This is a genomic window from Streptomyces sp. NP160 (genome assembly GCF_006335115.1).
Lineage (GTDB): Bacteria > Actinomycetota > Actinomycetes > Actinomycetales > Quadrisphaeraceae > Quadrisphaera.
This window is the reverse complement of sequence record NZ_VDMJ01000003.1, coordinates 153,580-166,206: the sequence shown is the minus strand read 5'-3', so window position 1 is coordinate 166,206 and position 12,627 is coordinate 153,580. Positions and strand designations below refer to the sequence as shown.

The window sequence follows — 12,627 nt, the reverse complement described above, 5'->3', positions numbered from 1 at the left end:
GCTAGGCGCTGCCACCGACACCCCGGGTCACCGGCGGGAGGCCTCCCGGCCCGGTCGCAGGTCCCGGTCGCAGGTCCCGGTCGCAGGTCCCGGGCGCAGGTCCCGGGCGCGGCCGGCGGCGCGGTGCCGCCGGCCGGGGGCGGTCAGTAGGCGTTCGGGTAGGCGGAGGCGAAGCCGTGCATCGCCAGCAGGACGACGGCGCCGACGAAGCCGGCCGTGGTCGGGGCGATCGCGAGGATCAGCATCGCGATCTCCTTGGTGCGGGCGTAGAGGAAGCCGGAGGCGATCGCCATCACCAGCAGACCCACCACGGAGATGCCGAAGGCCTGCCACGCCTGCTCCAGGGTGGTGCCGTCGAGGTCGCTGGGCGGGGCGATGCCCGCCGGGACGACGGTCGCCAGGACCGTGCCGCCGAGGAACAGCAGGAACAGGGCCACGGAGGCCGGGGAGAAGATGGGCTTGCGGATGGCGCCGCGACCCGGGGGGCCCGGGCGGCGCGTCTCGGCGTGCGTGCTGCTCATGGGCGTCACTGTGCTCTGCGCCGCTGCTGCGCGCCAGCCCCCACGCCCTACCATCGCTCGTCCCCGGGTCGCGGCCGCCGGGAGTCGGCGCTCGCGGCGGGTCCCGGGCGGCCCTGGCAGGAGGTGGCGGTGCCGGTCGACGCGGCGGGCGGTGGCCCCGCTCCCGGGCGCGCCCCCGTCATGGCCGACGTCGCCGCTCGCGCCGGCGTCTCGCTGCAGACGGTGTCCCGCGTGGTCAACGGCCACCCGAGCGTGCGCCCCGAGACGCGCAGCCGCGTCGAGCGGGCCGTCGCCGACCTGGGCTACCGGGTCAACGGCGCCGCGAGGGCCCTGGTGACGCGGTCGACGCGCACCATCGGGCTGGTCAGCGCGAGCACCGCCGAGTTCGGGCCCACCAGCGCCCTGCTGGCGGTGGAGCAGGCGGCCCGGGCCGAGGGCTACGCGACCTCCGTGGTGCTGCTCCCGGAGGTGGGGCGCCGCGAGGTCGGCGAGGCGGTGGACCACCTGCGCGACCTCGGGGTGGACGGGCTGGTGGTGATCGCCCCCGACGACGCCGCGGTGGCGGCCGTCGAGGCGCTGGACGCCTCGGTGCCGGTGGTGACGCTCGAGGCCCCGCTGGACGGCGCCCCCGGTCCCGGTGGGCGCCCCGTGCTCCCCTCGGCCAGCGTCGACCAGGAGCAGGGGGCGCGCCTGGCGGTCCGCCACCTGCTGGGGCTGGGGCACGCGACGGTCCACCACGTCAGCGGGCCGCGCGACTGGCTGGAGGCGCGCGCGCGGGAGGCGGGGTGGCGCGCCGAGCTGGTCGCGGCCGGTGCCCCGGTCCCGGAGCCCGTGCCGGGCGACTGGGCGGCTGCGGCGGGCCACCGGGCGGCCGGGACGCTCCTCGAGCAGGGCGCGACGGCCGTCTTCACCGTGAACGACCAGGTGGCCATCGGCCTGCTCGGCGCCCTGTGGGAGCGCGGGCTGCGCGTCCCGCAGGACGTCAGCGTGGTCGGGTTCGACGACGTGCCCGAGGCCGCCTACCTGGTGCCGCCCCTGACCACGGTCCGCCAGGACTTCGGCGCGCTGGGCCGGCGCTGCCTGGAGGTGCTGCTGGCGCGCCTGCGGGACGAGCCCGCGCAGGTGCGCCGCGTGGTCCCCGAGCTCGTGGTCCGCGCGAGCTCGGGGCCGCCGCCCGATCGGCCCCGAGGGGCCGGCCGGCGGCGCGCCGGAGGTTGACCGGTCGCTGTGTGAGCGCTCACAATCGTCGCGGCCGCCGGTGCCCGCGCCGGGCCCGAGCACGCCCGACGAGGAGCACCCCGCACCCATGAGCACCCCCACCGCCCGCACCGACCGCGGCACGCACCGCCGCCTGCGCGAGGAGGTGGCCGCGCTGCACGGCCACCTGGTCCGCTACCAGCTGGTCACGTGGACCGCGGGCAACGTCTCGGCGCGCGTCCCCGGCGAGGACCTCTTCGTCATCAAGGCCTCCGGCGTCGACTACGAGTCGCTGGACTGGCGCGGCGTGGTCGTGTGCGACCTGGACGGCAACCTCGTCGACGGCGAGCACGCGCCCAGCTCCGACACCGCCGCCCACGCCTTCGTCTACCGCTCCCGCTCCGACGTCGGCGGCCAGGTGCACACGCACAGCCCGTACGCCACGGCGTGGGCCGCGCGCGGGGAGTCCATCCCCTGCGTGCTCACCGCCATGGCCGACGAGTTCGGCGGACCGATCCCCGTGGGGCCGTTCGCGATCATCGGCGACGACTCCATCGGCCGCGGCGTGGTGGCGACGCTGGAGGGGTCGCGCAGCCCGGCGGTCCTCATGCAGAACCACGGCGTCTTCACCATCGGGAAGGACGCCCGCTCGGCGGTCAAGGCCGCCGTGATGACCGAGGACGTGGCCCGCACCGTCCACCTGTCCCGCCAGCACGGCGAGCCGCTGCCGATCCCGCAGGACGCCGTCGACCGGCTCTTCAACCGCTACCAGAACGTCTACGGCCAGCGCTGACCGCGACGACGCGGCCCCGTCCAGCGCGACACCACCACGGAAGGCAGAAGAACACCGCATGAGCTCCGCAGCCCCGACGTCGTCCCTGCTCGACCCGTTCTCCACCCGCGAGGTCTGGTTCCTCACCGGCAGCCAGGACCTGTACGGCGAGGAGACCCTCGCCCAGGTGGCCGAGCAGAGCCAGCGCGTCGCGGCGCTGCTCGACGGCGCCGACGCCGTCCCCGTCAAGGTGGTCTGGAAGCCGGTCGTCAAGAGCTCCGACGCCATCCGCCGCGTCATGCTCGAGGCGAGCGCCGACGACTCCGTGGCCGGCGTCATCACCTGGATGCACACCTTCAGCCCGGCCCGGATGTGGATCGCCGGCCTGTCGGTGCTGTCCAAGCCGCTGCTGCACCTGCACACCCAGGCCGACCCGGCGCTGCCGTGGGCGACCATCGACATGGACTTCATGAACCTCAACCAGGCCGCCCACGGCGACCGGGAGTTCGGGTACGTCCTGTCGCGCCTGCGCTCGTCCCGCACCACGGTGGCCGGCTACGCCGGTGACGCCGGCGTGCAGCAGCGCGTGGGGGAGTGGGCCCGCGCCGCCGTCGCCGCCTCGGTGGCGCGCTCGCTCAAGCTGGTCCGCTTCGGCGACACCATGCGCAACGTCGCCGTGACCGAGGGCGACAAGGTCGAGGCCCAGATCCGCTGGGGCGTCGACGTGGAGGCCCTGGGCGTCAACGCCCTCGCCGACGTCGTCCTGCAGGTCTCCGACGCCGAGGCCGACGCCGTGGTGGCGGAGTACGCCGACCGCTACGAGGTGGCCCCCGAGCTGCTGCCCGGCGCCGAGCGCGCCGACTCGCTGCACTACGGCGCCAAGATCGAGGTGGCGCTGCGCCGCGTCCTCGAGGCCAACGGGGCCGAGGCCTTCACCACCAACTTCGAGGACCTCGGCTCCCTGCGCCAGCTCCCCGGCCTGGCCGTCCAGCGCCTCCTGGGCGACGGCTACGGCTTCGCCGGCGAGGGCGACTGGAAGACCGCGGCCCTCACGCGGGTGCTGAAGGCGGCCGGTGCCGGCCTGCCCGGCGGCACGGCGTTCATGGAGGACTACACCTACGACCTCGTCCCGGGCCAGCCGCAGAGGATCCTCGGGGCCCACATGCTCGAGGTCTGCCCCACCATCACCACCTCCACGCCGCGCATCGAGGTCCACCCCCTGGGCATCGGCGACCGCGAGGACCCGGTCCGCATGGTGCACACCGCCGACCCGGGCGACGCCGTCATCGTCGGCTGGTGCGACCTGGGCGAGCGGTTCCGCCTCGTGGCCAACGAGGTGCGCGTGGTGACCCCGCCGCAGGACCTGCCGAACCTCCCGGTGGCCCGCGCCGTCTGGGAGCCCCTGCCCGACTGGCGCACCTCGACCGAGTGCTGGCTGGAGGCCGGCGGGCCCCACCACACCGTCATGTCGACGCAGTTCGGCCTCGAGGTCCTGGAGGACCTGGCCGACGTCGTCGGCACCGAGCTCGCGGTCATCGGCGCCGGGACGACGACCCGCTCCTTCAAGCGCGAGCTGCGCTGGGAGAGCGCCTACCGGGTCCTGCAGCGCGGCGTCTGAGCGTCCCGGCTGCGCCCCGCCGCCACCCGCCGACCCGGGTGGTGGCGGGGGCGCGGGACCTCCGCCGGGTGCGCCCGGGACACCGACCGTAGGGTGATCCGGTGGCTGTCGCGGTGACCCTCTCGACGGCGTCGGTGTACCCGCAGGGGGTGGCGGACGCCTTCGAGATGGCGGCCCGCGTCGGGTACGACGGGGTCGAGGTGATGGTCTGGACCGACCCGGTCAGCCAGGACGAGGACGCCATCGCCGAGCTCTCCGACCACTTCGGCGTGCCCGTGACGTCCGTCCACGCCCCCACGCTGCTCCTCACCCAGCGGGTGTGGGGCAAGGAGCCGTGGCCGAAGGTGGAGCGCGCGGCCCGGATGGCCAAGCGGCTCGGCGCGCGCACCGTGGTGGTGCACCCGCCCTTCCGCTGGCAGAAGGACTACGCCACCGGTTTCGAGGCCGGCGTGCGGCGCATCGCGCAGGCCGAGGGCGTCACGCTCGCGGTCGAGAACATGTACCCCTGGCGCGCGGGCGGGCGCGAGTTCGCCGCCTACCTGCCCGGGTGGGACCCGTGCGAGCTCGACTACGACGCGCTGCTGCTCGACGTCTCGCACGCCGCGACGTCCGGGCTGAGCTGCCTGGAGCTGGCCCGGCGCATGGGCGACCGGCTCGTCCACCTGCACCTGACCGACGGCAACGGGTCTCCCAAGGACGAGCACCTCCTCCCCGGCCAGGGCTCCCAGCCGGTGGCGGAGCTGCTGGCGCACCTGGCCGCCCGGGACTGGCAGGGCGACGCCTGCGTGGAGGTCACCACGCGCCGCAGCCGGGGGCCCGACGAGCGCCGCGCCGCGCTGGCGGGGGCGCTCGCCTTCGCCCGCGAGCACCTGGGAGCGGGCCCGGCGACCTGACCGCCGACCCCACCGGTGGCCCGACCGCCGACCTGGCGGCCCCGGCGGCCCCGGCGGCCCGCTAGCGTGCAGGAGTGGCGGATCGCACCCTGGTGGTCTGGGACGACGCCCTCGCGGCGCACGACTTCGGCCCCGGCCACCCCATGGCGCCGCTGCGCCTGGAGCTGACCGCGCGCCTGGCGCGCGAGCTGGGCCTGTTCTCGGCGCCCGGCGTGCGGCTGGCAGGGGTGCGGGTCGCCTCCGACGAGCTCCTCACCACCGTGCACGACCCGCGCTACGTCGCCGCCGTCCGCCGCGCCTCCGCGGACCCGCGGCGGGTGGACCTCGCGCACGGCCTCGGCACCGACGACGACCCGGTGTTCGCCGGCATGCACGAGACGTCGGCGCGCGTGGTCGCCGCCACCGTCGACTGCGCCGACGCCGTGTGGTCGGGGCAGGCCGAGCACGCGGTGAACGTCAGCGGCGGCATGCACCACGCCATGCCCGACCGGGCCAGCGGGTTCTGCATCTACAACGACCTCGCCGTCGGCATCAACCACCTGCTCGAGCGCGGCGCGCGCCGCGTGGCCTACGTGGACCTCGACGTGCACCACGGCGACGGCGTCGAGGCCGCGTTCTGGGACGACCCGCGCGTCATGACGATCTCCCTGCACGAGTCCGGCCGCACGCTCTTCCCGGGCACGGGCTGGCCGGAGGAGACCGGGGGCCCGGGTGCCGAGGGCAGCGCCGTCAACGTGGCCCTGCCCGCCGGCACGGCCGACGCGGGCTGGCTGCGGGCGGTGCACGCCGTGGTGCACCCCCTCGTGCGCGCGTTCCGCCCGGAGGTCCTCGTGACCCAGCACGGCGCTGACGCCCACGCGCAGGACCCCCTGGCCAACCTCGCCGTCAGCGTGGACGCGCAGCGCGCCGCGGCGCGGTCCCTGCACGATCTGGCCCACGAGGTGTGCGGGGGCCGGTGGGTCGCCACGGGCGGTGGCGGCTACGACCTCGTCGACGTCGTCCCCCGGGTGTGGTCGCACCTGCTCGGCATCGCCGCGCACGCGCCGGTGGCGCCGTCCACGCCCGTGCCGCGGGAGTGGCGGGACTTCGTCACGGCGGCGGGCTGGGACGCGCCGGAGGCCATGACGGACGGCGCGCCGGCCTGGTTCTCGCCCTGGGAGGCCGGGGCCGACCCCGCCGACCCGCTCGACCGGGCGGTCCTGGCGACCCGGCGGGCGGTCTTCCCGAACCACGGCCTCGACCCCTGGTTCGACTGACGGCTCCCCGGGCGGCCGACCGCTTCCGCCGCTGCGCAGCCCTCGCCCGCGCGTCGGGGCGGACACGCCGCCCGCCGCTGACCTGCGCCCCGGAACGCCCGCGGGGCCGGCGGGGCCGGAGCACGATGGCCGGGCAGGGGTCTGCCAGGCTGCCCGGCGCCGCCACCAGGGTGTCTCACACGCTTGTAACTTCCGCAACGACTTCCCCAGAAGTCACACGAGCCACTACTGTGAGTGCTCAGAGGCCCCTGGAGCTCAGGGTCCAGGGACGACCGGGAGGAACCATGGCGATGGACCGCGACTTCAGCGGTGTGCGCTTCCTCACCGTGGCCGAGGTCGCCACGATGATGCGCGTGTCGAAGATGACGGTGTACCGCCTGGTGCACTCCGGTGAGATGCCCGCCGTGCGCGTGGGCCGCTCGTTCCGCGTGCCGGAGACGGCCGTCGACCAGTACCTGGCGCACTCCTTCGTGGAGACCGAGGCGATGTGACCCCGCGCCCCGAGCGATCCGGACGCGCTGCGCGCAGTCGGTACGCTGGGGCGCAGGAGCATCCGCAGGCAGCGCTCGTCGCTGCCCCGAACGATCTGAGGCACTGATGGGCTCGGTCATCAAGAAGCGCCGCAAGCGCATGGCGAAGAAGAAGCACCGCAAGCTGCTGCGCAAGACGCGCCACCAGCGCCGCAACAAGAAGTAGCAGGCGCACCTGCTGAGGACCCGCACCGCCCCGCGCGGTGCGGGTCTCGTGCGTCGGGGGCGCACCCGGCGGCGCGGAGGCCGCCGGGTAGCCTCGCTGACGTGGGGGCTGGCGTGGGGGACGGGCGGGACGAGCGCGTCGTGCTGTACGGCCGACGCGGGTGCCACCTGTGCGACGTCGCGCGCGAGCAGGTCTCACGGGCCTGTGCTCAGGCCGGGGCGGGCTGGCGCGAGGTCGACGTCGACGACGACGCCGAGCTGGTGGCCCGCTACAGCGACCTCGTGCCCGTGGTCACCGTGGACGGGCGCCACCACGCGCACTGGCGCGTCAGCGAGCAGGACCTCCTGACCGCCCTGGCGGCCCGCTGAGGGACCGGCGGCGGCCCGGTGCGGCCCGCCCGCCCGCCCGCCCGCCCGCCGGCGCTGTGCCGACGGCGCGCGCGGACTTTGTTCTGCCCTTCACAAGTGCCTAGTCTGGACTGCCCGCGCCACCCGCGACGGGCGCGGCCGGAGCTCTGACCCGCAGGGGTCCGGCTCCGCCAGCACACCGCCAGCAGGAGCCCTGCCCCACCGTGACCGACCCGAACGCCACCCCGCCGCTGCGCGCCCAGCGCGACGGCGCCAGGGGCGTCCCCGACGCCACCGTGGCCAGGCTCCCGGTGTACCTGCGCGTGCTCACGGGCCTCGGCGAGCGCGGCGTCGCCACGGTCTCCAGCGAGGAGCTGGCGCTCGCGGCGGGGGTGGGGTCGGCCACCCTCCGCAAGGACCTCTCGCACCTCGGCAGCTACGGGGTCCGCGGCGTCGGCTACGAGGTCGCCCGCCTCGTCCAGCACGTCGGTCGCTGCCTCGGGCTGGCCGAGGAGTGGCGCGTCGTCATCGTGGGCATCGGCAGCCTCGGGCGCGCCCTGGCCAACTACAGCGGGTTCGCGCCCCTGGGCACCCGGGTGGTCGCCCTGCTGGACAACGACCCCGCCGTCGTCGGCGAGCGCGTGGCCGGCCTGGAGGTGCTCCCCGCCGAGCGCACCGCCGGCGTGGTGGCCGAGCTGGGCGTGCGGATCGCCGTCCTCGCGGTGCCCGCCGGCGCCGCCCAGGCCGCCTGCGACGCCGTGGTCGCCGCCGGCATCACGAGCGTGCTGTCCTTCGCCCCGGTGGAGCTGCAGGTCCCCGCCGGCGTCGAGCTGCGCAGCGTCGACCTGTCCACCGAGCTGGGCATCCTCGCCTTCCGGGAGCGCCGCCGCGCCGCGGCCGCCGGCGAGCAGGCGCAGCGGCTGGCCGGGCCCGCCCAGCGCACCACCTCGAGCGCGGGGGCCGCGCGATGAGCCTGCTGTTCGTGGGGATGTCCCACCGGACCGCTCCGATCTCCCTGCTCGAGCGTGCGGCGCTGGACGCCGAGGGCGCCCGCGAGCTGGCCCGCGAGCTGTGCGGCGGTGCGGTGCAGGAGGCCGCCGTGCTGGCCACCTGCAACCGCGTCGAGGTGTACGCGGTGGTGCCGTCGTTCCACCTGGGCGTGCAGGACCTGTCGGCGGCGCTCGCGGAGCGCGCGGGCGTGCCCCTGCCCGACCTGGCCGAGTCGCTGCTCTTCGCCTACGGCGAGCGCGCCGTGGAGCACCTGTTCTCCGTCTCCGCCGGCCTGGACTCCATGGCCCTGGGCGAGTCGCAGGTGCTGGGCCAGGTGCGCGCCTCGCTGCGCCGCGGCCAGGAGGACGGCACCGTGGGGCGCGTCCTGGACCAGCTGGTCCAGCGCGCGCTGAGGGTCGGCAAGCGCGTCCACAGCGAGACCGGCCTCGACCGCGCCGGCCGCTCCCTGGTCGAGGCCGCGCTCGAGGGCGCCGACGCCGTGGTCGGGCCGCTCGCGGACGCGCACGCTCTGGTGGTGGGCGCGGGCTCGATGAGCGCCCTCGCGGCCACGACGCTGCAGCGGCTCGGCGTCGGGTCGATCGCCGTGGCCAACCGCACCCCCGCCCGGGCCGAGCGCCTCGCCGCCGCCGTCGGCGGCACCTGGCTCGGCCTCGACGACGCCGCGGCGCTGAGGGCCGCGCTGGCGCAGGCCGACGTCGTGGTCTCGTGCACCGGCGCCGTGGGCACGGTCCTGGACGCGGCGGAGCTGGAGGCCGCGCGCGCCGAGCGCCGCACCGGTGCGGACGGCGGGGCTGCCCCGCAGCTCGTGGTCGACCTGGCCCTCCCGCACGACGTCGACCCAGCGGCCGGTGAGCTGCCGGGCGTCGAGCTGGTGGGGCTGGACGCGCTGCGCCGGCGGCTCGCGGTCGCCCCCGAGGACGACGAGGCGCTCGCCGGCGTGGCCGGCAGCGTCCGCTCCGCGCGCGCGGTGGTCGCCGAGGAGGTGGCCGGCTACCTCGCGGAGCAGCGCGCCGCCGCGGTGGCGCCCACGGTGGCGGCGCTGCGCTCCCTCGCACGCGACGTGGTCGAGGCCGAGGTGGCCCGTCTGCGGGGGCGTCTGGGCGCCGACGCCGACCCCCGCGTGGTGGCGGAGGCCGAGCTGGCCGTGCACCGCGTCACCGAGAAGCTGCTGCACACCCCCACCGTCCGGGTGAAGGCGCTCGCCGCCGACGGCGCGGACGGGGCCGGCTACGCCGCGGTGCTGCGCGAGCTCTTCGCGCTGGACGGCCCCGCCGGGGGCCTGGGCGGCCTGGGCGCGGGGCCGGTCGCGCCGACCGTGCAGACCTCGGGCAGCGCGTCCACCGGTGGCGGCAGCGTCGCCGAGGTCCTGCGGGCGGTCGCCGCGCCCGCCACCGCGCAGGCACCCGAGGAGGGCGCCGCGTGAGCGCCGGCACCGCTGCTGCCTCGGCGCCCGCGCTGCGGCTCGGCACGCGCCGCAGCGCCCTGGCCCGCACGCAGTCCGAGCACGTCGCCCAGGCGCTGCGCGAGCGCACCGGCCGGGCCGTGGAGCTCGTCGAGGTCACCACCGAGGGCGACGTGTCCCGCGCGCCCCTGTCGAGCCTGGGCGGCACGGGCGTCTTCGCCACGGCGCTGCGCGAGGCGCTCCTGGCGGGCCGGGTCGACCTCGCCGTCCACTCCCTCAAGGACCTGCCCACCGCCCCGGCCCCGGGCCTGGTGGTCGCGGCGGTCCCGCCCCGCGAGGACCCCCGCGACGTGCTCGTCGCCTCCTCCGGCCGCCGGCTGGCCGACCTGCCGGCCGGCGCGCGCGTCGGCACCGGGTCGCCGCGGCGCGCCGCCCAGCTGAGGGCGCTGCGCCCCGACCTGCAGGTGGTGGACGTCCGCGGCAACGTCGACACCCGGCTGCGGATGGTCTCCGAGGGCCACCTCGACGCGGTGGTGCTGGCCCGCGCGGGCCTGCTGCGGCTGGGTCGCGGCGACGAGGTCACCGAGGTGCTGGGCACCGACCAGCTGCTGCCCGCGCCGGGCCAGGGAGCGCTGGCCGTGGAGTGCCGCGCCGACGACGAGGCCGTGCGCGCCGCCTGCGCGCTCCTGGACGACCCCGCGAGCCGGGCCGCCACCACCGCCGAGCGCGCCCTGCTCGCTGCGCTGGAGGCCGGCTGCGCCGCGCCCGTCGGCGCGCTGGCGGTCACCGAGGACGACGGCGGGCTGCGGCTCACCGGTCTGGTCGCCGCCCTGGACGGCTCCGCCACCGCGGTGCGCACCGGCGCCGGCCAGCTCGACGACGCCGCCGGCACCGGGCGCCGGGTGGCCGCGGAGCTGCTCGCCTCAGGCTCGCCGGCCCTCGCACCGCTCGTCCCCGGACCGGCCTCCTCACCGCAGGACGCGCAGACCCCTCAGGCAGCCCGCCTGGTGACACCCCCCGACCCCGCCCACCCCGACACCCCGCGCACCAGCAGCGCAGCACCGCAGCCAGCCTCGAACACTCACGACACGGCGGCCGACGCGCCGCCGGAGAGGGTGCACCCGTGACCCCGCCCACCTCCGCCCCGACGCTCACCGCCGCTGCGCCGCAGGCAGCGACCGACGCCGGCGCCACCACCGCCCCCAGCACCTCCGCGGGTGCCGCCGGCGGTCCCACCACCTCCTCGACCGCGTCGTCGGCCGGCGGTGCCAGCAGCCAGGTCGCTCCGGCGCCCGTGCCGGCCGTCGCCTTCGTCGGCGCCGGCCCCGGCGACCCCGGGCTCCTCACGCTGCGCGCGGCGGAGCTGCTCGCGGCCGCTGACGTCGTCGTCGTCGACCGCGGTGCCGACGCCGGCTCCACCGGGGCGCCGGAGAGCGCCGCGCTGGCCGCCGTCGCGCGCCACTGCGGCGACGGCGTCGAGGTGCTGGAGACCGCGGCCCCCGAGGGCGGCGCACCGCTGACGGGCGCCGCGCGCGCCAAGCTCTCCCTGTCCGCCGCCCGCTCCGGCCGCGCGGTGGTCCGCCTGTTCAGCGGGGACGCCGCCAGCTCCCCGCAGCTCGCCGACGAGCTCGCGGCGGTCCGCCGCGCCGGGGTGGCCGTCGAGGTGGTGCCGGGGGTGTCCGTGGCCACCGCGGTGCCGCTGTACGCCGGCATCGCCACCGCCACCTCCCGCGCCAGCGACGTGCACGTGCTCGACGCCGCGCAGGGCGAGGCCGCGGTCGACGCGGTGACGGGCGTGCCCGGGACCGTCGTCGTGACGGGCACCGCGGACGAGGTCGTGGGCGCGGCCAAGGCGCTGCTGGCCTCCGGGCGCAGCGGGTCCGCCGAGGTCGTCGTGACCTCCGGGGGCACCACCACCGCCCAGCGCTCGGTCTCGGCGACCCTCGCCACCCTGCCCGACGTGCTGGCCGCGGAGGGCGACCACCTGCCCGAGCCGCTCGTGGCCGTCCTCGGCCCGGGGGTCGCCAAGCGCGACAAGCTGGCGTGGTTCGAGTCGCGTCCGCTGTTCGGCTGGCGCGTGCTCGTGCCCCGCACGCAGGCGCAGTCGTCGGCCACCGTCGAGCGGCTCGCCGCCGTCGGCGCCGTCAGCGAGGTCGTGCCGACCATCGCCGTGGAGCCGCCGCGCAGCCCCCACCAGATGGAGAAGGCCGTCCGCGGCCTGGTCACCGGCCGCTACGAGTGGGTCGGGTTCACCTCCGTCAACGCCGTCCGCGCCGTCAAGGACAAGTTCGCCGAGTACGGCCTGGACGCCCGCGCGTTCTCCGGGCTGAAGGTCGCGGCCGTCGGCGGGGTCACCGCCGCCGAGCTGCGCGCCTGGGGCATCGAGCCCGACCTGGTGCCCGAGGGCGAGCAGTCCGCCGCCGGCCTGCTGGCCGAGTGGCCGCCCTACGACGAGGTCCTCGACCCCATCGACAGGGTGTTCCTGCCCCGCGCCGACATCGCCACCGACACCCTCGTCGAGGGCCTGCAGCAGATCGGCTGGCAGGTGGACGACGTCACCGCCTACCGGACCGTCCGGGCGGCCCCGCCGCCGGCGCCGGTGCGCGACGCCATCAAGACGGGTGCTTTCGACGCCGTCGTCTTCACGTCGTCGTCGACGGTGCGCAACCTCGTCGGCATCGCCGGCAAGCCGCACCCGAGCACGGTGGTGGCCTGCATCGGCCCGGCGACCTGCGCCACGGCCACCGAGCTGGGGCTGCGCGTCGACGTCCAGGCCGAGCACGCCAGCACCGCATCGCTCGTCGACTCCCTCGCCGCCTACGGCGCGCAGCTGCGCGCCCAGGCCGAGGAGGCCGGTGAGCCCGTGCTGCGTCCGAGCGAGCGCCGCGCCGGCGCCCGCCGGCGTCGGTGATCG

12 protein-coding genes and 1 pseudogene are annotated in these 12,627 nt (G+C 77.0%); 12 read left to right on the top strand and 1 reads right to left on the bottom strand.

Annotated elements, in window-relative coordinates:
* Positions 1-143: 143 nt before the first annotated feature.
* Positions 144-521 carry a hypothetical protein gene (locus FHN55_RS01985; RefSeq protein WP_139710223.1) on the bottom strand — a complete coding sequence of 126 codons (378 nt, stop codon included), beginning with the start codon at positions 519-521 and terminating at the stop codon, positions 144-146.
* Between the two features lie 129 nt (positions 522-650).
* Here FHN55_RS01985 and FHN55_RS01980 point away from each other — a divergent pair, with 129 nt between their 5' ends.
* From FHN55_RS01980 to FHN55_RS01925, 12 genes and pseudogenes are all read left to right on the top strand, one after another.
* Complete coding sequence (locus FHN55_RS01980; RefSeq protein WP_257570622.1) at positions 651-1,739, top strand: LacI family DNA-binding transcriptional regulator; 1,089 nt, start codon at positions 651-653, stop codon at positions 1,737-1,739.
* An 88-nt stretch (positions 1,740-1,827) separates the two neighbouring features.
* Positions 1,828-2,511 (top strand): L-ribulose-5-phosphate 4-epimerase, encoded by a 684-nt coding sequence (locus FHN55_RS01975; RefSeq protein ID WP_139710221.1) that lies wholly within the window; start codon positions 1,828-1,830, stop codon positions 2,509-2,511.
* Positions 2,512-2,569: 58 nt separating this feature from the next.
* A complete protein-coding gene (gene araA, locus FHN55_RS01970) occupies positions 2,570-4,108 on the top strand; it encodes an L-arabinose isomerase (protein ID WP_139710219.1) in 1,539 nt (512 codons plus the stop codon).
* 101 nt (positions 4,109-4,209) lie between these two features.
* Entirely contained in the window at positions 4,210-5,001 is a 792-nt protein-coding gene (locus FHN55_RS01965) for a sugar phosphate isomerase/epimerase (RefSeq protein WP_257570621.1), read from the top strand.
* Between the two features lie 74 nt (positions 5,002-5,075).
* Positions 5,076-6,257, top strand: coding sequence for an acetoin utilization protein AcuC (locus tag FHN55_RS01960; protein ID WP_139710217.1), 1,182 nt, complete (start codon positions 5,076-5,078; stop codon positions 6,255-6,257).
* Positions 6,258-6,541: 284 nt separating this feature from the next.
* Positions 6,542-6,748, top strand: a complete 207-nt coding sequence (locus FHN55_RS01955) for a helix-turn-helix domain-containing protein (RefSeq protein WP_139710215.1) — start codon at positions 6,542-6,544, stop codon at positions 6,746-6,748.
* 106 nt (positions 6,749-6,854) lie between these two features.
* Positions 6,855-6,953 carry a 30S ribosomal protein bS22 gene (locus FHN55_RS01950; RefSeq protein WP_003792170.1) on the top strand — a complete coding sequence of 33 codons (99 nt, stop codon included), beginning with the start codon at positions 6,855-6,857 and terminating at the stop codon, positions 6,951-6,953.
* Between the two features lie 101 nt (positions 6,954-7,054).
* Positions 7,055-7,321, top strand: coding sequence for a glutaredoxin family protein (locus FHN55_RS01945; RefSeq protein WP_139710213.1), 267 nt, complete (start codon positions 7,055-7,057; stop codon positions 7,319-7,321).
* Between the two features lie 230 nt (positions 7,322-7,551).
* Positions 7,552-8,271: a redox-sensing transcriptional repressor Rex gene (locus tag FHN55_RS01940; RefSeq protein ID WP_139710359.1), complete on the top strand. Its 720-nt coding sequence runs from the start codon at positions 7,552-7,554 to the stop codon at positions 8,269-8,271.
* Positions 8,268-9,734, top strand: a complete 1,467-nt coding sequence (locus FHN55_RS01935; protein WP_139710211.1) for a glutamyl-tRNA reductase — start codon at positions 8,268-8,270, stop codon at positions 9,732-9,734. The genes FHN55_RS01940 and FHN55_RS01935 overlap by 4 nt, the downstream gene beginning before the upstream one ends.
* Positions 9,731-10,654: pseudogene (hemC, locus tag FHN55_RS01930) on the top strand (hydroxymethylbilane synthase); the annotation flags it as partial. The gene FHN55_RS01935 and the pseudogene hemC, both read left to right, overlap by 4 nt.
* Positions 10,655-11,007: 353 nt before the next feature.
* On the top strand, positions 11,008-12,624 hold the full coding sequence (locus FHN55_RS01925; protein ID WP_139710356.1) for a uroporphyrinogen-III synthase: 1,617 nt from the start codon (positions 11,008-11,010) through the stop codon (positions 12,622-12,624).
* Positions 12,625-12,627 lie beyond the last annotated feature (3 nt).